The sequence below is a fragment of the Pyxidicoccus sp. MSG2 genome, from assembly GCF_026626705.1.
Lineage (GTDB): Bacteria > Myxococcota > Myxococcia > Myxococcales > Myxococcaceae > Myxococcus.
On record NZ_JAPNKC010000001.1, the window covers coordinates 5,051,142 to 5,071,682 of the forward strand.

Genomic DNA, 20,541 nt, shown 5'->3' on the forward strand with positions numbered 1-20,541 from the left:
TGCCCTCACACCGGCCCCGTCGGCTGCGGCAGGGTGAACCAGAACGTGCTGCCCTGCCCCGGCGCGCTCACCACGCCAATGTCCCCGCCGTGGGCCTGCACGATTTCCTTCGCAATCGACAGCCCCAGCCCGGCGCCGCCCGCGGGCGCGCCGGGCGCGCGGTAGAACTTCTCGAAGATGCGCGCCTGCTGCTCCGGGGCAATCCCCTCCCCGGTGTCCCGCACCTCGAAGCGCACCCGGCCGTCCTCGCGAGACACCCGCACCTCCACCTCGCCCCCCGCGGGCGTGTGCTTCACCCCGTTGCCCACCAGGTTTCCCAGCACCAGTCCCAGCCGGTCCGGGTCCACGTCCACCGTCTCCACGTCCAGCGCCACCCGCCGCGACAGCCTCACCCCGCGCTCCTCCGCCGCCGCCCGCTGCGCGTCCAGCGCCGCCTGCACCAATTCCTCCGCCGGCACCACCCGCACCTCCAGCCGGAGCTGCCCCGCCTGGATGCGCGACAGGTCGAGCAGGTCATCCACGATGCCCTGCAGCCGCTCGCAGTCCTCGCGCGCCGCGGAGAGCAGGTCCGCCTGCTTCTCCGTCACCGGCCCCACCACGCCCTCCGCCACCAGGTGCACCGCCATGCGCAGCGACGTCAGCGGCGTGCGGAACTCGTGCGCCACCGTGGCCACCAAATCGTTCTTCAGCTCGTCGAAGCGCCGCAGCCGCGTCACGTCCTGGAGGATGACGGTGGCGCCCACCACCTCGCCCGTCTCGCCGTACACCGGGCTGCCCCGGGGCAGCAGCCACCTGTCGCCTTCCGGCAGCGCCACCCGCACCGCCTCCTCGTAGCCCCTCGGTTGATACGCGCCCCGCCCGCCCAGCACGTACGCGCGCACCCGCTCCAGCACCTCGCGCGCCTCGGGCGCCACGCGCCCCAACACGTCCCCACCCTCCTCCAGCGACAGCCGCAGCACGTCCTCCGCCGAGCGGTTGACGTTGAGCAACCCGCCCCCCGCGCCGAACACCACCACCGGGTCCGGCAGGCTGTCGATGGCCGCCTGCGACGCGGACTGCGCCTGGAGCAGCTCGCCCAGGCTGCTCTGCCGGTACTGCTGGAGCGCCTCCGCCATGGCGTTGAAGTCCTGGCCCAGCTGCGCGATTTCGTCCTTCCCCCCCACCACCGCCCGCGCCGCGTAGTCCCCCTTGCCCAGCCGCCGCACCGCCTGCGACAGCACCGACACCGGCCGCAGCGCCCGGTGCGTCAGCGACGTGGACGCGAACAACCCCATCACGAAGGCCGCCAGCACCACCGTCACCATCAGCGTGTTCACCCGGCTGCTCTGCCGCCGCAGCGCCTCGCTCTTGCGCACCATGGCGTCCTGGTTCAGCGCGAGAATCGCCGCCGCCGCCGCCTTCGCCTCGCTGAAGGCCGGCCCCAGCGCCTGGAAGTACGCCCCGCGCGCGGCCTCCGGGGTGGGCAGCGCGAGGAAGGCGTCGTACTCCGTCACGTACCGCCGCCACGCCTCGACCATGCGGCGGGTGGCCTCACCCTCGCCCGCCTCCGTGACGTTGCCCTCCTGCACCCGCAGCTCCTCGGACAGTACCGGCCGCTGCGCTGCCTGCTGCGCCACGCCCCGCTCGCGCTCGCCCGCGACGATGAAGAGCGCGGCGCTGTCCATGCGCTCCAGTTGCTCCGTCATCCGCTGCATGGCCAGCACGCTGCGGTAGTTGTCCTGGAGGATTTCCTGACCCGAGCGTCCCAGGCGCGACAGCGTGGCGACAGCCACCACGCCCACCAGCACCAGGGCCAGCGCCAGCGGCGCCTGCGCCAGCAACAACCGCTCCCGCAGCGTCATGGGCGGCGCTCCTCCTGCGGCGACTCGAAGGACACCACGTGGATGTCGAAGCCCTCGCCCTCGCGCAACAGGCGCATATCCGCCGCCCGCCCCAGCAGCCGCCTCCACCACGGCTGGTGCGAGCGCCCGACGATGATGTGCCCCACTCCGTGCGAGCGCGCGAAGTCGAGAATCGCCTCCACCGGGTCCTTCGAGCGCAGCCGCACCACCTCCGCGCCCAGCTCCTTCGCCTTCTCGATGTTGGCCAGCAGGTGCCGCTGCGCCTCCGAGTCGATGAGGTGCGGGGCCTCGCGCGGCGTCTCCACGTAGACGACGAACCAGTCCGTGTTGAGCCGGCCCGCCATGCGCGAGCCCCGCCGCAGCAGCGTGGCCGCGCGCGGCGGGTAGCTGGAGAGGGCCACCAGCACGCGGCCCCACGCCGCGCCCTTCTGCTGGGAATCGTCCCCCTCGCGAGGCGACTGCCCCGAGGTGGCGCGGTCCAGGCTCTCCGCCACCTCGCGCAGCGCCAGCTCTCGCAGCGTGGACAGGTTCTCGCCCTTGAAGAAGCGCTCCAGCGCGTGGGGCACCTTGTCCTCCGCGTAGATTTTGCCCGCCTTGAGCCGCTCGTGCAGGTCCTCCACCGCCAGGTCCAGGTTCACCACCTGGTCGGCGTCCTTGAGGAAGCTGTCCGGGAGCGTCTCGCGCACGGTGACGCCGGTGGTGCGCTCCACCAGGTCATTGAGGCTCTCCAGGTGCTGCACGTTGAAGGCGCCAATGACGTTGATGCCCGCGTCCAGCAACTCCTGCACGTCCTGGTAGCGCTTGCGGTGGCGGCACACGGGGAGGTTGGTGTGGGCCAGCTCGTCCACCACCGCCACCTGGGGCCTGCGCGCGAGCACCGCGTCCAGGTCCATCTCCTCCACGGTGACGTCGCGGTAGGTGTACGGCTTGCGCGGCACCACCTCCAGGCCGTCCACCAGCGCCTGCGTCTCCTTGCGGCCGTGCGTCTCCACGAAGCCGAGCACCACGTCCACCCCGCGCCGCTTCAGCGCGTGCGCCTCCTCCAGCATGCGGTACGTCTTGCCCACGCCGGCCGCGAAGCCGATGTAGAGCTTGAGCCGGCCGCGCCGGCCCCGCTCCACCAGCTCCAGGAAGTCCTCCGCGCGCGTGCGCCGCGTCATCGTCACCCTCGGGCCCCACGGAGCAAGGCCGGGCCGAGGATGCCCGCGAGGCGGGCGGAATGCATGGAAAGACGCGTCCGGCTCACCGCGCCCCCGGCCCCACGGGAGCCGGGGCCCCTCCAACATCCGCGCCCGTCCCGCCCGAGGGCACCGCCGACAGCCGGCCGAACTGCCGGTCCATGGCCAGGTTCAACAGCAGCACGTTGACGCGCGGCTCGCCCAGCACGCCCAGGGTGCGCCCCTCCACGTGCGAGTCCAGCAGCGCCAGCACCCGCTCGGGTGCCACGCCGCGCGCCTTCGCCACCCGGGGCGCCTGCCAGCGCACCGCCTCCGGGGACAGGTGCGGGTCCAGGCCGGACGCGGAGGCGGTGACGAGCTCCGCCGGCACCAGCCCCGGCGCGTCCGGGTTCTCCAGGCGCAGGCGCTCGGCGTCGGTGGCCACGCGGTCCTTCAGCTTCTGCGACGTCGGCCCCAGGTTGCTGCCCGAGGACGCCGCGCCGTCGTAGCCGCTGCCGGCGGCGGACGGGCGCGGCTGGAAGTAGCCCGCGCGGGTGAAGCCCTGGGCGATGAGGCCGCTGCCCACCACGCGGCCCTGCTCGTCCTTCACCAGCGAGCCGTTGGCCTCGCCGGGGAAGAGCAGCTGCGCCACTCCGGTGACTGCCAGCGGGTACAGCACGCCCGTGAGCACCAACGTGACGACGCAGGCGCGCAGGGCGGTGACGAGTGCGGAGACCATGATGGATTCCTTTCAGACCAGGCCCACGACGCCGAGCAGCACGTCGATGACCTTGATGCCCACGAAGGGGACGATGACGCCGCCCAGCCCGTAGATGAGCAGGCTGCGCCGCAGAAGCGCCGCCGCGCCCAGCGGGCGGTAGCGCACGCCGCGCAGCGCCAGGGGGATGAGCGCGATGATGATGAGTGCGTTGAAGATGACGGCGGACAGAATCGCGCTGAACGGCGACGCCAGCCCCATGACGTTGAGCGGGGCAATCTGGGGGAACACGCCCATGAAGAGCGCCGGGAGGATGGCGAAGTACTTCGCCACGTCGTTGGCGATGGAGAAGGTGGTGAGCGTGCCGCGCGTCATGAGCAACTGCTTGCCCACCTCCACCACCTCCAGCAGCTTGGTGGGGTTGGAGTCGAGGTCCACCATGTTCCCCGCCTCCTTCGCCGCCTGGGTGCCGGTGTTCATCGCCACGCCCACGTCCGCCTGGGCCAGCGCGGGCGCGTCGTTGGTGCCGTCACCCGTCATCGCCACCAGCTTGCCCTTGCCCTGCTCGGTGCGGATGAGGGCCAGCTTCGCCTCGGGCGTCGCCTCCGCCAGGAAGTCGTCCACGCCGGCCTCGCGCGCAATGGCCGCCGCGGTGCGCGGGTTGTCGCCCGTAATCATCACGGTGCGGATGCCCATGGCGCGGAAGCGGTCGAAGCGCTCCTTGATGCCGCCCTTCACCACGTCCTTCAGGTGGATGATGCCCAACAGCCGCGGCCCGTCCGCCACCGCCAGCGGCGTGCCGCCCGCGTCGCCGATGCGGCCCGCCGCCTGGGCCAGCTCCGCCGGCACCGCGCCGCCCTGCGCCTGCACGTGCTTCACGATGGCGTCCACCGCGCCCTTGCGGATGCTGCGCGGGTGCGGGTCCACCAGGTCGCAGCCGCTCATGCGCGTCTGCGCGGTGAAGGGCACGAAGGTGGCGTGGTGCGCCTGCAGCTCGCGCGGCCGCAGCTTGTACGTGTCCTTCACCAGCGTGACGATGGAGCGTCCCTCGGGCGTCTCGTCCGCCAGGCTCGCCAGCTGCGAGGCCTCCGCCAGCTCCTCCATGCGGATGCCCGGCATGGGCAAGAGCTCCGTGGCCATGCGGTTGCCCAGGGTAATGGTCCCCGTCTTGTCCAACAGCAGCGTGTCCACGTCGCCCGCGGCCTCCACCGCGCGGCCGCTCATGGCGAGCACGTTCTTTCGCAGCAGCCGGTCCATGCCCGCGATGCCAATGGCGCTCAACAGGCCGCCAATCGTCGTGGGGATGAGGCACACCAGCAGCGCCACCACCGCCGTGCCCGACAGCGGCACGCCCGAGTAGAGCGCCAGCGGCACCAGCGTCACGCACGCCAGCAGGAAGACAATCGTCAGGCCCACCAGCAGGATGTGGAGGGCAATCTCGTTCGGCGTCTTCTGCCGGGCCGCGCCCTCCACCAGGCCAATCATCCGGTCCAGGAAGGACTCGCCCGGGTTGACGGAGATGCGCACGACGATGCGGTCCGACAGCACCTTGGTGCCGCCCGTCACCGCCGAGCGGTCGCCGCCGGACTCGCGGATGACGGGGGCGGACTCGCCGGTAATCGCGGACTCGTCCACGCTGGCGATGCCCTCCACCACCTCGCCGTCACCGGGGATGAGGTCGCCCGCCTCGCACACCACGAGGTCGCCCTTGCGCAAATCCGGCGCGGGCACGCGCGCCTCCTTCCCATCCACCAGTCGCCGCGCGGTGGTGTCCTTGCGCATCTTCCGCAGGGCGCCGGCCTGGGCCTTGCCGCGTCCCTCCGCCACGGCCTCCGCGAAGTTGGCGAAGAGGACGGTGAACCACAGCCACAGCGTCACCGACACGGTGAACCACAGCGGCGCGGCGTCCGTGCGGGGCGCGACGAGGTCCTTCACCACCAGCACCGTGGTGAGGAGGCTGCCGGCCCACACCACGAACATGACGGGGTTGCGGGCCACGTCGCGAGGGTGGAGCTTCTTGAGGCTGTCCAGCAGCGCGGGCTTGAGGAGGGATGCGTCGAGGAGCGACGCCGGCTTGGAAGCAGCGGAGCTCATGGTCAGTAGACCTTTCCGGCCCCGGCGAGGAAGTGCTCGACGATGGGACCGAGGGAGAGGGCGGGAAAGAACGTGAGCGCGCCGACGATGAGGACCACGCTCACCAGCAAGCCGGTGAAGAGGGTGCCGTTGGTGGGGAAGGTGCCCGGGCCGGCCGGGACGACCTTCTTGCCCACCATCGAGCCGGCGATGGCCAGCGCCGGCACAATCATCAGGAAGCGGCCGCCGAGCATCGCCACGCCCAGGGTGATGTTCCAGAAGGGCGTGTTGGCGTTGAGGCCCGCGAAGGCGCTGCCGTTGTTGGCCGTGCCGCTGGTGTATGCGTAGAGGATTTCCGCCAGGCCGTGCGGCCCCGCGTTGTTGAGCGAGGACACACCCTGCGGAATCACCGCCGCCACCGCCGACAGCCCGAGGATGAAGAGCGGGAAGATGAGCACGTACAGCATGGCGAGCTTCATCTCCTTCGCCTCTATCTTCTTGCCCAGGTACTCGGGCGTGCGGCCCACCATGAGACCGGCGATGAAGACGGACAGCACGACCATGATGAGGATGCCGTAGAGGCCGGCGCCCACCCCGCCGAAGATGACCTCGCCCAGCTGCATGTTGACGAGCGGCACCAGGCCGCCCAGCGGGTTGAAGCTGTCGTGCATGGCGTTGACGGCGCCGCACGACGCGTCCGTCGTCACGGTGGCGAAGAGGGTGGAGGCCGCGACGCCGTAGCGCACCTCCTTGCCCTCCAGGTTTCCGTCCCGCGCCACCTGCGCCACGGAGGCCACGGCCGCGTTGGGCTGGGACTCGGCGGCGTAGGCGGCGGCCGCGCCCGCGAAGAAGAGGACGGACATGGCCGCGAAGAGGGCCCAGCCCTGCTTCGTGTCACCCGCCATCTTCCCGTACGTGTACGTGAGGGCGGCGGGGATGGCGAAGATGGAGAGCATCTGCACCAGGTTGGTGAGCGGCGTGGGGTTCTCGAAGGGGTGGGCGCTGTTGGCGTTGAAGAAGCCGCCGCCGTTGGTGCCCAGCATCTTGATGGCCTCCTGCGAGGCCACCGGGCCCATGGCCAGCGTCTGCTTGCCGCCCTCCAGCGTCACCAGGTCCTGGTACGCGGAGAAGTTCTGCAGCACGCCCTGGGACACCAGGAAGAGCGCGTAGACGAAGCAGATGGGCAGCAGCACGTAGAGGGTGCCGCGGATGAGGTCCACCCAGAAGTTGCCCAGCGTCTTCTGCCCCGCCGGGCCCGGCCGGCGGGTGAAGCCGCGCGCGAGCGCCAGCGCCACGCCGATGCCGGCCGCCGCGGAGGTGAAGTTGTGCCACGCCAGCCCGGCCATCTGGCTGAGGTAGCTCATGGTGGACTCACCCGCGTACGACTGCCAGTTGGTGTTGGTGGTGAAGCTGGCGGCCGTGTTGAAGGCCAGCTCCGGCCCCACCGCTGGCAGGCCCCGCGGGTTGAGCGGCAGCACGTGCTGCAGGCGTTGGATGGCGTAGGTGATGAGGACGCCGAAGAGGCTGAAGGCCAGCAGCGCCACGGAGTACTCCACCCAGGTCTGCTCACGCCGCTCCGCCGCGCCGCACAGGCGCAGCAGGCCGCGCTCCACGGGCCCCAGCACGCGGGGCAGGGGCTGCGTGTCCCCCTCGAAGACGCGGAAGAGGTACGTGCCCAGCGGCTTCGTCACCGCGAGCACCAGTCCGAAGAACAGCAGGATCTGCAACCAACCGATGAGAGTCATGGCATGCCCCTAGAACCGCTCCGGGCGGAGCAGGGCGTAGACGAGGTAGACGGTGAGCAGCACGGACAGCAGCGCGCCGGCGGCGTATTCGAAAGTCATTGCGGGTGCCTCACAGGCGCTCGCAGCCGTGGGTGTAGGCCCACGCGAGCGCGAAGAAACCGACGGTGACGAGGACGAGGACGAGGTCCATTCAGGGCTCCGTTGAGCACGACGCGGCCCGAGCCGCGTGGAAGGGGTCAGAAGTACGCGACGGCTCCGAGCACCACGAGCGTCTCGGCGTCCTCGAGGACGGGTGAGCCGTCGACCTCCGTGTCTCGGCCGGAGAAGACGTCCTGCGTGGAGCGGTCGTGCCGGGCCTCCAGCTTGAGGGTGAGGTGGTCCGCGGGCTTCACCTCGAGGGTGAGGGTGCCCCCCGTGAGCGTCTGGGCCACACCGGTGATGAGGCCGTCGTCGTCGCGGTAGGCCTCCACGCGCGCGGCCACGGCCACCGGCTCGGAGAGCTGCACGCGGACGTTGAGCCCGGCGGCGTACCAGAGCGCCGAGTCGCCTCCGGGGACGTCCTGGGTGCCCACGTCCGCGGTGGCCGCGAGGCTGAAGGCGTCCGTCACCTTGTAGGTGGCCACCCCGTCCGCGAAGAGGCGCAGTCCGTCGCTGCCTTCGGCGCCCTCGTTGCCGACGAAGGTATTGAAGGCCGCGGACAGGCGGTCGCCTGAATAGGCCACCTGGGTGCCCAGTGCCTTGCCGTGGTTGTTCTCGCCAAGCGTCTGCCAGCCGTTGATGAGGTGGAGCTGCGCGCTCCAGGCGTCATTGAACTTCCACGTGCCCTTGAGGCCCGCCTGGTAGTAGGGCGACAGCTCGCCCATCCACGAGCGCGTGTACGTCCAGTTGAGCTGCGACTGGAACGACTCCAGGCCGATATGGCTGGGGTAGAGACCGGCCTCCAGCGTCAGCGGGCCGGTGGCGTAGGACAGCGAGGCCTGCTGGAGGAAGCGCCACACGTCCGGGCCCACCGCGGTGCCCTCCGGCTCCGCGGCGTGCAGCACGTCCATGGCGGTGCCGAAGCCCAGCAGGACGCGGAGCCCCACGGGTGCCGGGTCCACGCTCACGCCCAGCGAGGCGAGGTTGATGGACGCCTCGTTGTGGCGCTTCGCCGTGGTGCCCGTGCCGGGAATGAAGTTGGCCGAGTCCACGGGCCGGTTGAAGTTGTAGCCGTAGTAGGTATCGACGCCGCCCTCGAGCTTCAGGCGGGAGAGGAAGCCTGGCGCCTCGGGCTCGGCGGCTTGCTGGGCAGCCGGCTCCGATTGGGTGAGCAGCATGGAGACGAGGACGGACGAAAGTTCGGAGGACGGCATGGCGGTCTCCGGGAGATGAGCACTCGCCGTACCAACTCGGGCCGCACGCGAAGCTAGGAGTTCCAGGAGGTTGCGGACATCCGCCGTCAACGCGGGTTGCAGTCTGCATGACGGCCCCGTGGGGCTCGTGCAGGTTGAAAACCCGGCGCTCCTGCCGCGGCGTGAGCTGCCTTCTCGTCGGGTGCCGCTACCTGCGAATGATGATGGCGGCGTTCGAAACGTCGAGTCGCTTGAGCGGTTTGACGCCTGGAGGCCTGGACGTCCCCAGAGGTGACAGGGTGACGTCGCTGAGCTCGAGTCGGCTCAATGCGTCCGCGAACCGTTCCGTCACGACCACCACGGTTTGAGCGTCCTCCAGCCTGAACACGTCCAGGTCATCGGGTAGCGATGTCGGGTCCAGCCAGCGATGCGTTGGCAGGTGCCAATCGTCTCGCCCACAAACAGCGCAGGGGTCGGACCGCTCTGGCGGCAGGCAGTCGGGGTGCAGTCGTCCCCGTGGGAGCACCTGCAGCTCCGCAACACGGAGCGAGGGAGGGCGACGAAAGTGGGGCCAGACGGGCACAATGCCGCGCAGCTCCAGCAGAACCTGGAGGGCATCCTCACGGACGAGCAAGTCGTCCATCTCCAACGTGAGAGGGCCCCACTTGCCACGCGTCGAGCCTTCCAGTGGGCCGAACGCTGTACCTGGCTCCAGAAGGGCTCCAGGCGGGCAGTACGGCCGAACGAGTTCCCGGAGGCGCGAAAACTCCTCGAACGGCGCCGGGCGGTGCTTCCGCAGCTCTCTGGCCTCCTTGAGCTCTGAGAGGTCCACCGCCGGATAGGCGAGGCCGCCGGACCAGGTTGCTCGGCAACCCGGGCAAGTCTCCAGTCCCGGCAGAGACCAGCGTCGCCTTGCGCGGTAGGTGGCGCTCCAGCGGCCCTCGGCGGCGGCGCGCGTCAGCTCGTAGAATCGGCTCATGGGGACGGCAGCGGGGGGAGCGCCTGCCAGTAGGTGATGGGCAGGCCCCATAGGTTGTACTTCTGGATGAGGTACGAGGCGAACTCGAAGTGTTCGCGCTTACTGGCCTTCCATCGGGTCCGCTTTCGCCAATCCTTCCACTCAGTGTTCCAGGGGCCTCTATCCGCCTCCTTGTGCAGGCGCGCATGCACGCCCGCATCGATGACCAGCACCCACTCGTGAACGTTGATGCCCTTGTCGGTGAAGTAGTCCGTCAGAGCCTGGGGGAAGATGTGGTGCCGCTCATGCGGTCGCTTCCGCCATTCGTCCAGGCGTCGCTCGAACTCCTTTTGGCTGGGCAGTTCCTCCGGGCGGTGCCACTGGAAGACCAGCACCGGCAGCGCGTCACCGGGGAGCTCCTGGCTACTGCCCCAGTTGCGCTGGCTGTTCGCCGGCGGGCGCACAGCCGCCACTCCGCGGGTTCGTACGATTCGGCCTGGCGCGAGGTCTTCGCAGCGGTAGAGGCCACACCCCGCCGCCGTGCAGGCGGGCGTCAGGCACCTGTCGTCGGCGGCGTCCTCGCACTCGCCATCGCTGGCGTCGGCCGCCTCCCACGTAGCGGTGGAGCCATACAGGTCTGCATGGCCCGGCGTGGTCGCACATGCCTGCAACCCTGCGAGGACCAGCAGCAGCCAGCAACTCCGCATTCGGTTCTCCCGGTGACGTTCCGACATCTTGCCGGTAGGTCTCGGGGCACTGCATCGTGGGAGTCCCGTAGGGGCGTAAGCCTTTGGTCCTGCCCAGGTCGTGGTCGAGCGCCGCGTGCCGCACGGTGCGCGGCATGTCCATGAGGCTACGTCGGTTCCCACCGGGGAGTGCCGTTCAGCCTCAATCCCCGGTGAGGTCCGACAGCTCCACGATGAACGTGGCTCCGTTCCCGGGCTCACTCTCGACGCGGATGACGCCACCGTGGGCCTCTACGACCTGCCGGCTTATCCAGAGCCCAAGCCCGAGCCCGCCATAGTTGCGTGAGGACACGGCGCGCTCGAACCGGTCGAAGATGCGCGCCTGGTCCTTGAGCGGGATGCCAATGCCGTGGTCCCGCACGGACAGCCGCGCGCGGCTCCGGCTCGTGCTCACCCCCACCTCCACGGGACTGCCAGCGCCATACTTGAGCGCGTTGGAGAGCAGGTTCGCCATCACCTGCTCGAGACGGAACCGGTCCCACCGTCCCGTCACGCGCGGCTCCAGGTTCATCTGGAGCTGGCACTGCGCCTGGGCCACCGTTTCAGTGGAACGTTCCAGCACCTCGTGCACGAGCGCTGACAGGTCGCACTCCTCCAGCCGCAGCGTGAGCCGACCCGCGCTGAGACGCGCAACATCCAGCAACTCATCCGTGAGCGTGGTGAGCCGCGCTGTCTGCCGCCGCGCCCTTCCCAGCTTCTCCTTCAGCGGCTCGTCCCCCCGCTCCTGCGCCATGACCAGGAGGGAGTGGACCTGGAGCTGGAGCGCGGTGAGTGGCGTCTTCAGCTCGTGCCCGGCGATGGACAGGAAGTCATCGCGCAGCTTCAGCGCCTCCAACAACTCCTTCTCGACGCGCTTGCGATGCTCGATTTCTGCTTCGAGCGCCTGGGCACGCTGCTGGAGGTCGGAGACCTCGCGCAGGCGGGCATTGGCGGACTCGGCGCATGAATACTTCTCGGTGGGGACGACATGGGAGTGCGCGGAACAGACGGCCTGGAACGCCCGCGCATCTTCCTGCGTGCGGAAGTTTCCCATCGAGTAGGCGCACAGCAGGCTGAAGGAGTGCTCCTTGCCGAGCTCGTTCCACTGCTCCTCCAGCAGGAGCGCGGCCCGCGGGTTTCCGTCCTTCCAGAGCAGGTCCACCATCTCGCCGTAGGCACGGACACACGCCTCCCCGGCACCCCGATGGGTCTGCTGGAGGACCGGCCCGAGGACGCTCTTGAGCCGATTCCAGTCGGGCAGCCCCTCCACCATGAAGCCGTTGAGCGTCCTGCGCGCGTCGAGGAGGACGAGCCGCCCCTCCTCGCAGCTGCGCTCCACGTCGACGCCCCGGGCCTTCAACCGCTGCGCGAAGCTCGTCCGGTGGGCCTCCGTGGCGATGACGACCGCGGGTTCTCCGAGCTGGAACCCCGCGTCGAGGAACTGGACCACCACGTCTGAGAGGAACGCGGAGTCCTCGTAGAACTGGACGACATGTTTTGCAGCGGCCCGCCGCGGATGCTGCCCCTGGTCGTGTGCTGAACTTCCAGGTGCGGAGGTCATGTCGCAACCTTACCGCCGGGAGATGGCCGCTCATCCCCTCCGCGTCCCTTTTGCCGTCCGGCAACGGAGGCACGGACACTTTTCAGCCGTCAGGTTCAAGCGCTGTTGGTCATCCGACGCTGAAGTGCCCTGGAGACAGAGCAGCGCTCACAGGCCCGGACCCGCCGCTCACTCCACCGTCTGCGCCTGCGACGCGCTCACGCCGTCCCCCGTCACCGACACCGTGACAGCCCCCGCCTGCGCGGCGCGGAAGTAGAACACCGCCTCCTGGTGCGGCGCCTCCAGCCGCACTTCCGCCCCCGCTCCCGAAGCCGGCAGCGCCTGCGTACACGCCGCGTCCGCGTAGAACGTCACCCCCGCCGTGCCCTGCGCCACCAGCGCGGGCGCCGCCAGCGCGGACAGGTTGCCCACCGTGTCCTGGCTCTGCACCACCAACGCCCCCGAGCACGTCCCCGTCGCCACCGTCTGCGCCGCCGTCAGGAAGGCCACGCGCGACGCCGTCCCCGCCACCACGTCCACGTCGAAGGTCGCCCCCGGCGACGTCGCCCGGTCATACCCCGCGCCACTGATGTGATTGCGGCTGATGAGGTTGCCACCGCCGTAGTCCGAGATGGCCGCCTGGTACGGATACACATTCGTCAGCGCCGCGCTGCTCAGCGTGTTGTCCACCACCTGGATGTTCGTGGACTCCGGCAGCGGCCCGCCGTCCGCCGCCGCCTGCGACAGGTTGATGCCCACGTCGTTGTCCTCCACCGTGTTGCCCCGGACGACGACATCCCGGCTCAGCGGCACGCCGAAGTACGGCCCGCCCACCACCAGGATTCCGGAGGCCACATAGCCCGGCCCGCTGTACGCGTTGCCCGTCACCGTGTTGCCCGTCACGCGTCCCGTCGCACCGGAGCTCACCTGGATGCCATTGCGCGCAATCGCCGCCACCGGCCCGCCGCCCTCCACCGTGTTCGCCTCCACCCTCAGGTCCACCCTGCCCGAGCCCAGGATGCCCACCTTCTGGTAGCCCGCCACCCGGTTGCGCAGCACGTCCACGCGCACCACCGAGGCTGCATCCAACGCGTTGCGCACCTCGATGGCCGTGCCCTCCTGGCACCCGCCATTGCCGCCCTGCTGGTGCAGGTCCATCACCTCGCAGTCGACGATGGAGCCGCTCGCGCCCTCCAGCCGGATGCCGCTCAGCGCGTTGGCACCGTCGTCACACTTCCCCGCCCCCGTCAGCGCGCGCCCTTCCACCTTCACACCCCGCACGTCCGCCGACGTGCCCCGGTTGCGCAGCACCGCGCCCAGGTAGCGCGCTCCTTCCGGGTCCACCGCCGTGAGCACGTGCCCCGCCCCATCGAACGTGTACCCGTCCGGGATGAACACCGTCCCCTCCGTGGTGCAGTCCGACCGCAGCGTCACCTTCGCGTCCTCCAGTGTCACGTCGCACGGCGGGTGCTGGCCACACCGCCCACCGCCCCACTCCACCGTGAAGGTGTGCGAGTCACTCAGCCCCGACCTGTTCGTGACGGTGAGCTGCACCGTGGGCACCACGTCCGACGGCAGGCAGGACAGCGCGGCCCAGTCCACCTCACCCGTGCCCCCCGACTTCGCCGGAGGCCCCAGCAGCCCCGTGTTCGTCGTCCACGTGAAGGTGAGCGGCTCGTGCTGCGGGTCCTCCGCCGTGGCCAGGAGCCGCACCAGGTCGCCCGCCACGGCCCCCGGCGAGGACTGCGAGGTCGACACGATGACCGGCGGCAGCTTGCGCACCACGCACAGCTCCACCGTGCCCTCGCGCTCGCCGCCGAACCCGTCCCGCACCGAGAGCGTCAGCGTGCAGTTGTTGCACGTCCCCGCCGGCAGCGCGGTGGGCGTGAAGCTCGCCCGGGCCGCCGTCGCGTCGTCGAAGGTGCCCTCGCACGAGGCCTTCCACTCGAGGCTGAGCGCATCCCCATCTTCGTCCACGCTCACCGACTGGAGCGACACCGGGCTGCCCTCGCTCACCTCCGGCGACGGCTCCGCCGCCAGCTCCGCCAGCGAGGGCCAGCGGTTGAAGACGGCCTGCGCGTCCACCATCCCGCCCCCACGGTCCACGCCCACCGCGAAGTCCAGCGTCGCCGCCGCGCCGTGCGAGTCCGTCACCTGGAGCGTCAGCGTGACGGCCCCCGGCTCCACCGGCGCCGTCCACACCGGAGTGGAAGACGTATCGCTGGAGAAGCTCCCGCCCGTGGCCCGCCACGCGTACGACAGCGCGTCCGCCGTGTTCGGGTCATGCGCGACGGCGCGCAGGGTCAGCTCCGCTCCCGGCTTCACCCCCGGCGCCGAGGCCACCACCGCGTCGATGAAGGGCGCCGCGTTGCCCGCGGGCTCGCCCGGGGACGTCGCCTGTGGCACCAGCACGAGCAGCTCCGAGTGGTGCCGCTCCAGCGCCACTTCGGAGACCTGCGCCAGCGCCACCGTGCCGCCCTGCGCGTCGAACACCGCCGCCGCCACCGTGGCGCCCGCGCCCGAGCGCACCCCGCGCAGCCCGCCCTGCCACTGCGTGCCCTCGCCGGACAGCTCCTGGGTGACGGGCGTGCCTCCGGCGGGCGTCGCCGTGGCCACCACGCGCGACACCGAGGCCACCGGCAGCGAGCGCGGAAGCGCCACCACCACCCGCGCCGACGCGGACGGCTCCAGGTCGATGGGAGTCGTATCCTCCAGGTGGCAGCCCGCCATCGTGGCCAGCACCCAGGCGCCCGCCAGCAGGGTCAGGCGCGTCGTGTCGACTCGGTGCATGTGCATGTCCTCTGTGCGGAGGGGCAAGCCCGCAAAATACCGGCAAGTCCCCATCGTCCCAAGCAACCGCCCTCCGCTGCGAACGCGCCAGCCCGCTCTCCGGCGTGGCGCCCTCCAGAGCAACACGGGCGTCGGGTGCAGGACGCACGTGAAGCCCCGGCGTCCGCTATCGGTCGGTGCGCTCCCAGCCGCGCTTGCTGGCGCCGACGCATGCGGGCGCGCGGTGCTCTCCTGGGCCGCCGTGCACGCCCCAGAACATCGCCGGCCGCAGCCGTGGCCCATCCGCGTGAGTCATTGGCTCAACGTGCCGCTGCTCGTCATCATGGCGGCCAGCGGCCTGCAGATTCTCGCCGCGTACCCCATGCAGGGCCCACAGGGCCGGCCGTACGGCTGGTATCCCTTCCAGGGCATGACGCCGCCGGAGTGGAGCCGGCTCGGAGACTGGCTCGCTGGCGCCCGTCACTGGCACTTCGCCTTCGGCTGGTTCCTCGCCCTCAACGGCGCGGCGTACGTGCTCTACCTCGCCATCAGCGGGGAGTGGCGCCGCCGCCTCTTCCTGCCCCGTCGAGACCTGCGCAACGCGCTCGACACACTCGCCTTCTACGTGCGCCTGCGCAAACACGCCCCCGAGCAGGGGCTCTACAACGGCCTCCAGCGGCTGGCCTACACGGGCACGCTGGTGCTGGGCACCCTCTCCCTCCTCACCGGCCTGGTGCTCTACAAGCCCGTGCAGCTCGGGGCGCTCACCCGCCTGTTCGGCGGCTACGATTCGGCGCGCGCGCTCCACCTCATCGTGCTCGCGGCGTTCGTCCTCTTCACCGTGGGCCACATCGTCCTGGTGCTGCTCCACCCGCGCACGCTGGGGGAGATGGTGACGGGCGGGAGGAAACCGGATGCGTAGGCTCATCACCCGGCGCACCGTCCTGCTGGGCGCCGCGGCGCTCACCACCAGCGCGTGCGACAGCAGCCGCCCCCGCGAAGGCTTCCTCGGCGCCATGGAGCGCTTCAACGCGCGCTTCCAGTCCTCCCTCTTCGATGAGGATCAGCTCGCGCCCGAGTTGCCGCCGTCGGAAGCCACGCCGCCCGGCGCCTTCCCGCAATACTTCATCTCCGACGCCGTGCCGCTCGCCCCCGCGGGCTGGGCCCTCAAGGTGGGCGGCCTGGTACAGCGCCCGGGCGTCATCTCCCTGGAGGATCTGCAGCGCCTGCCGCGCACGGAGTACCGCATCCGCCACCACTGCGTGGAGGGCTGGAGCGCGGTGGCGTCCTGGCATGGCGTGCGCCTGAGAGACCTCGCCGGGCACGTGGGCGCGGACCCTCGCGCGGGCTACGTGGAGTTCCGCTCGTTCGACGCGGGCTACTACTCGTCGTGGGACAGGCCGAGCGCCTTCCACGCGCAGACGATTCTGGCCTACGGGATGAACGGGCAGCCGCTGCTTCCGGAGCATGGCGCGCCGCTGCGCCTCTACTCGGGGGTGAAGCTCGGCTACAAGATGGTGAAGTACCTCACCGAGGTGAGCTTCCTGCCCGAGCCCACCGGGGGCTACTGGGAGGACCGCGGCTACGAGTGGTACGCGGGCGTGTAGCGCCCGTTCACGCCTTGCTGGGCGTGAAGCTTCCGCCGAAGGGCGAGAAGCCCCGCTTGCGCAGCGCCTCGCGCTCGGCCTGCAGCGCGGCGAGGGCCTCGTCGCGCGTGGAGTAGTGGTTCACCGCCGCGCCGTTGATGGCCCCGCTGGTGAGCACGAACATGCGCGTCATCTCGTCCCCGCCGAAGCGGTACGAGCGGTGCGTGTAGCGTTCGAGCACCTCGCGCCGCTCCTTGCCGAAGACGCGCCCGGCGGTGAACTTCACCACCAGCCCGTCCAGGTTGATGAGCAGGTCCACCTTCCCCGGGTACTTCGAGAACTGCTCCTCCACCTCGCGCCGCCAGCGGAGGACATCCGCCTCGTTGCTCAGGATGCAGTCGGTGAAGTGCGCGGTGACGACGTCGTGCTGCGCGTCGTACTCGAAGTTCATGCTCCAGGCCATCGTGCTGCCTCCTGCAATGCCTTGGATGCCGCTATGCCGGCGAGGAGCCGGCGAGGAAGGCGGTCAGCATCGCCGCGGCCTCCACGGGGCGCTCCACCTGCGGGTAGTGGCCGGGGCCCGGCAGGTACGCCAGGCGCGCGCGGCGGATGGGTTTCACGACGGCTTCGCGCAGGAAGTCGGGCGGCAGGAAGGCGTCGTCCGTCGCCACCACCAGCGTGGGCGCCGTAATCGCGGAGAGCTTGTCGGCGAAGCCGCCCTTCGTCCACGCGTCGAAGATGTTCTCAATCGCCGGCGCGGACGTGTTCGCCGCGTCCTTCAGCATCGTCTCGAGGATGTCCGTGCCGCCGAGCAGCTTGCAGGACAGGTTGATGATGGTCGTCTGCTTCTCGCGGTTGCCCGCCGACGTGCGGAACAGCCCCGCCGCGTCCGGAGGCAGCGGCAGGCCCGCCGCCGGCACCGGGTTGAGCAGCATCAGCGCCTCCACCCGCGAGGGCTCCTGCGCCGCCACCCACTGCGCCAGCTGGCCACCCATGCTGTGGCCCACCACCGAGAAGCGCTTCGCACCGGCCGCGTCCGCCACCGCGAGCACGTCCTGCGCGAGCCCCTGCAGCGTGTAGCCCCCGGTCGGCTTCCCCGACTGGCCCGTGCCACGGCTGTCCGGAATCACCAGGCGCAGCCCCGTCAGGTCCATCCGCTCGACCAGCGAGTTCCACACCGCGCCGGACACCATCCACCCGTGCACCAGCACCACCGTGCGCGGACCCTCACCGATGACGCGATAGTGCAGCGAAGTCCCGTCAGATGCGGAAGTCGTGGGCATGCAGCCTCCTCTGAGCAAAAGGATAAAGCAGTGCGGGAGAAATGTGCAGGACTGAAAGCAAGCCACGAGCTTGAGACATGCGCCATGGAGGCCCATGTAGGAGCGCGCGCGGAGTGAAGAACTCCCTCACCGGGCTGACGGGAGGACGGGCGTCGTGGTGGTGAAGGGCCGCTCTGGCAGACTCCGCGCCCTCATGGCGGATGAACGGGACGGGACGGGCGGCGCTCCGGTGGAGCCCCGGCGCACGGTGTACTGCGAGGACGCACTCGCGTGGCTTTCGGCGCGGCCGGTGCTGGAGGGGTGCTCGGCCATCGCCTCGCTGCCGGACGTGTCCGAGTTCCCCTCGCTCACGCTCGCGGAATGGAAGGCGTGGTTCCAGCGCGCGGCGGGGCTCGTCATCTCGCGCGTGCCGGCGGACGGCGTGGCGCTCTTCTACCAGACGGACGTGAAACAGGACGGCGTCTGGGTGGACAAGGGCTACCTGGTGGCGCGCGCGGCGGAGGAGGCCGGGTGTGAGTTGCTCTTCCACAAGGTGGTGTGTCGCCGGCAGCCGGGGACGGTGACGTTCGGCCGGCCCGCATACTCGCACCTGCTGGCCTTCTCGCGGGGCGTGCGTGTGGACCTGGGGAAGTCCACCGCGGACGTGCTGCCCGACGCGGGCGAGGTGACGTGGACGCGCGGCATGGGCGTGGAGGCGTGCCTCGTCGCATGCCGCTTCATCCTGGAGCACACCGCCACGCGCACCGTGGTGGACCCGTTCTGCGGCCACGGCACCGTGCTCGCCGTGGCCAATGCGCTCGGGCTGGACGCGGTGGGCGTGGAGCTCAGTCGCAAGCGGGCTCGCAAGGCGCGCAACCTGCGCGGCGAGTGGACGGGTGGGAAGCTGGTGCTCGCCGGGGCGGGCGGGACGGGCGCGCCGGAGGACTCCGGCGGGGAGTGAGCGACCCGGCTCGGTTCGCCAGCTCGCCGTCGTGTCGAGGCCTACTTCACCGCGCGGGCCGTCCGGGCCTCGTCGCCCTGCGTCGCGGTGAAGGGCAGCGCGTCATGGCTCGGAGTGGACAGCTCGCGGGCGACGGCCGCCTCCAGCTCTCCGATGAAGGCGCCGAAGAGGCGCTCCTCCAGCGCGAGCGCTTCGTCCAGCGAGGCGCCTACAGCGGTGAGGCGTGCCACGCACGCGTCCTCGATGGTGCGCCGGTGGCTCTGCTCCTCGGTGACGACGCGGCCCAGTTCCTCACGCACGCCGGGGTGGCGCGAGGCGGCCTTGTAGAGCGGGTAGAGCACCATGGCCCGCCGCTCAATCGCCGTCGTGGTGAGCAGGTAGTGGAGGTACATGTCCGGCGCGCCCGTGTAGGCCGTGGCCCAGGTGGCCAGCTCGTGGTCCAGCGCCTGGAAGTAGCGGCCCGCGGCCTCCGGGCAGAGGAAGGCCGTGATTTCGGCGCCGGCCACCTCCGCCGACAGGCGCTTGAAGGCGAAGGCGTGGCGCGTCTCGTCCGCGAGGTGACCGAGCACCTCCAGCGAAGGATGCCGGTCCGCAACGGTGCGTGAAATCTTCCGCGCTCCGATGAACTCCATGAGGGACACGGTGTGCAGCCAGCGCGCTTCGAGCTGCGGTATCTGGGCAATCTGGCGGAGCACGGCCTGGATTCGGTCTCGCATGGCGCCGCCGTGTAGCGCGCCGGGCGTCAGCGTGCGAGCACGAAGACGCTCGGCCGGATGCACGGGGGAGGGCGCGGGCGTGGCGGAAGACACGCAGTGAGCGGGTGCTACCGGCTCACGATGCCGCCGCCGGCCGTGACGTCGCCGCGCTGCCCGCGGACGCGAGGATGACGCAGCCGATGGCCACCCACTGCAACACGGTGAGCTGCTCGCGGAGGAACAGCAGCCCCGCCAGCGCCGCGAGCGCCGGCTCCAGGCTCATCAGGATGCCGAACGTCCGCGTCGGCAGCGCCTTCAGCGCAATCATCTCCAGCGAGTAGGGCAGCGCGCTCGACAGCACCGCCACGCCCAGCGCCACCGGCCACAGCGACACGTTCAGCAGCTCCCGCCCCGCGTGCGCCACGCCGAACGGAAAGGCCAGCAACGCCGCCGTCACCATCCCCAGCGACGTCGCCGTGCCGCCGTGCACCGCCGCGCCGGCCCGCTGCCCGAAGAGGATGTACAGCGCCCAGCACATGCCCGCGACCAGCGCCAACACCACGCCCACCGGGTCCAACGCCTGGGACGCCTCCGACAGCGGGAGAATCAGCAGGATGCCCGCCACCGCGAGCAGCGCCCACACGAAGTCCAGGGCCCTGCGCGTCGCCAGCAACGCCACCGCGAGCGGGCCCGTGAATTCGATGGCCACCGCGATGCCCAGCGGAATCCGCTCCAGCGCCAGGTAGAACGTCAGGTTCATCACGCCCAGCGCCGCGCCGTACACCATGACGACGCGCAGCTCGCGGCCGGTGAGCTTCGTCCGCCACGGACGCCAGACGGCCAGCAATATCAGCGCGGCGAAGGCCAGCCGCAGCGCCGTGGCCCCCTGCGCGCCGACGGCGGGAAACATCCCCTTCGCCAGCGAGGCTCCGAACTGGATGGTGCTCATCGCCGCCAGCACCGCCAGCACCGCCATGCCTACCGGGCCAGTCTTCGTCCTCGTTCCAGACATGCGCGGCGCACCTTCGCACGCAGACAGCGCGCGCCCTACGCCCATCCGTCACCCGGCCGCGCCCGCGAAGTCACCCCGCCCCTGTCCACTGCCGGGCACCCACCTGCCCTCGGGGGCAGCACCAGGCCGCTGGACAACAGTCCCCTGACTCATGGGTTTGACGCGACT

Annotated in this window: 18 protein-coding genes; 3 read left to right on the plus strand and 15 right to left on the minus strand. The window is 70.7% G+C overall.

The window, feature by feature from the left end; translation table 11 throughout:
* Positions 1-5: 5 nt before the first annotated feature.
* The 11 genes from OV427_RS19615 to OV427_RS19665 form a co-directional block, all read right to left on the minus strand.
* Positions 6-1,841, minus strand: coding sequence for a HAMP domain-containing sensor histidine kinase (locus OV427_RS19615; RefSeq protein ID WP_267857651.1), 1,836 nt, complete (start codon positions 1,839-1,841; stop codon positions 6-8).
* Positions 1,838-3,001 carry a sensor protein KdpD gene (locus OV427_RS19620; protein ID WP_267857652.1) on the minus strand — a complete coding sequence of 388 codons (1,164 nt, stop codon included), beginning with the start codon at positions 2,999-3,001 and terminating at the stop codon, positions 1,838-1,840. The genes OV427_RS19615 and OV427_RS19620 overlap by 4 nt, the downstream gene beginning before the upstream one ends.
* An 82-nt stretch (positions 3,002-3,083) precedes the next feature.
* On the minus strand, positions 3,084-3,737 hold the full coding sequence (kdpC, locus tag OV427_RS19625) for a K(+)-transporting ATPase subunit C (RefSeq protein WP_267857653.1): 654 nt from the start codon (positions 3,735-3,737) through the stop codon (positions 3,084-3,086).
* Between the two features lie 12 nt (positions 3,738-3,749).
* The gene (gene kdpB, locus OV427_RS19630) at positions 3,750-5,810 is read right to left on the minus strand and encodes a potassium-transporting ATPase subunit KdpB (protein WP_267857654.1); all 2,061 of its coding nucleotides are present in this window, start codon (positions 5,808-5,810) and stop codon (positions 3,750-3,752) included.
* A gap of 2 nt (positions 5,811-5,812) precedes the next feature.
* On the minus strand, positions 5,813-7,534 hold the full coding sequence (kdpA, locus tag OV427_RS19635; protein ID WP_267857655.1) for a potassium-transporting ATPase subunit KdpA: 1,722 nt from the start codon (positions 7,532-7,534) through the stop codon (positions 5,813-5,815).
* Between the two features lie 9 nt (positions 7,535-7,543).
* On the minus strand, positions 7,544-7,633 hold the full coding sequence (kdpF, locus tag OV427_RS19640) for a K(+)-transporting ATPase subunit F (RefSeq protein ID WP_163993749.1): 90 nt from the start codon (positions 7,631-7,633) through the stop codon (positions 7,544-7,546).
* Between the two features lie 137 nt (positions 7,634-7,770).
* Positions 7,771-8,886: a porin gene (locus OV427_RS19645; protein WP_267857656.1), complete on the minus strand. Its 1,116-nt coding sequence runs from the start codon at positions 8,884-8,886 to the stop codon at positions 7,771-7,773.
* 187 nt (positions 8,887-9,073) lie between these two features.
* Positions 9,074-9,895: a double-CXXCG motif protein gene (locus tag OV427_RS19650; protein ID WP_324289972.1), complete on the minus strand. Its 822-nt coding sequence runs from the start codon at positions 9,893-9,895 to the stop codon at positions 9,074-9,076.
* Entirely contained in the window at positions 9,841-10,557 is a 717-nt protein-coding gene (locus OV427_RS19655; RefSeq protein ID WP_267857658.1) for a TIGR02269 family lipoprotein, read from the minus strand. Before OV427_RS19655 ends, OV427_RS19650 begins: the two co-directional genes overlap by 55 nt.
* Positions 10,558-10,711: 154 nt before the next feature.
* Positions 10,712-12,109, minus strand: coding sequence for an ATP-binding protein (locus OV427_RS19660; RefSeq protein ID WP_267857659.1), 1,398 nt, complete (start codon positions 12,107-12,109; stop codon positions 10,712-10,714).
* 168 nt (positions 12,110-12,277) lie between these two features.
* Positions 12,278-14,878, minus strand: a complete 2,601-nt coding sequence (locus OV427_RS19665; RefSeq protein ID WP_267857660.1) for a right-handed parallel beta-helix repeat-containing protein — start codon at positions 14,876-14,878, stop codon at positions 12,278-12,280.
* A 223-nt stretch (positions 14,879-15,101) separates the two neighbouring features.
* On the opposite strand from OV427_RS19665, the gene OV427_RS19670 reads away from it, so the two are divergent.
* Positions 15,102-15,779 carry a cytochrome b/b6 domain-containing protein gene (locus OV427_RS19670; RefSeq protein ID WP_267857661.1) on the plus strand — a complete coding sequence of 226 codons (678 nt, stop codon included), beginning with the start codon at positions 15,102-15,104 and terminating at the stop codon, positions 15,777-15,779.
* Positions 15,772-16,464: a molybdopterin-dependent oxidoreductase gene (locus tag OV427_RS19675; protein ID WP_267857662.1), complete on the plus strand. Its 693-nt coding sequence runs from the start codon at positions 15,772-15,774 to the stop codon at positions 16,462-16,464. The genes OV427_RS19670 and OV427_RS19675 overlap by 8 nt, the downstream gene beginning before the upstream one ends.
* Positions 16,465-16,471: 7 nt before the next feature.
* Here the strand turns inward: OV427_RS19675 and OV427_RS19680 are convergent, their stop codons facing one another.
* The gene (locus OV427_RS19680) at positions 16,472-16,906 is read right to left on the minus strand and encodes a hypothetical protein (RefSeq protein WP_267857663.1); all 435 of its coding nucleotides are present in this window, start codon (positions 16,904-16,906) and stop codon (positions 16,472-16,474) included.
* Between the two features lie 31 nt (positions 16,907-16,937).
* The gene (locus OV427_RS19685) at positions 16,938-17,726 is read right to left on the minus strand and encodes an alpha/beta fold hydrolase (RefSeq protein WP_267857664.1); all 789 of its coding nucleotides are present in this window, start codon (positions 17,724-17,726) and stop codon (positions 16,938-16,940) included.
* A 193-nt stretch (positions 17,727-17,919) separates the two neighbouring features.
* On the opposite strand from OV427_RS19685, the gene OV427_RS19690 reads away from it, so the two are divergent.
* Positions 17,920-18,666: a DNA methyltransferase gene (locus tag OV427_RS19690; protein WP_267857665.1), complete on the plus strand. Its 747-nt coding sequence runs from the start codon at positions 17,920-17,922 to the stop codon at positions 18,664-18,666.
* Between the two features lie 41 nt (positions 18,667-18,707).
* Here the strand turns inward: OV427_RS19690 and OV427_RS19695 are convergent, their stop codons facing one another.
* Positions 18,708-19,382 (minus strand): hypothetical protein, encoded by a 675-nt coding sequence (locus OV427_RS19695; RefSeq protein WP_267857666.1) that lies wholly within the window; start codon positions 19,380-19,382, stop codon positions 18,708-18,710.
* A 115-nt stretch (positions 19,383-19,497) separates the two neighbouring features.
* Positions 19,498-20,373, minus strand: a complete 876-nt coding sequence (locus tag OV427_RS19700; RefSeq protein WP_267857667.1) for an EamA family transporter — start codon at positions 20,371-20,373, stop codon at positions 19,498-19,500.
* Positions 20,374-20,541: the final 168 nt, after the last annotated feature.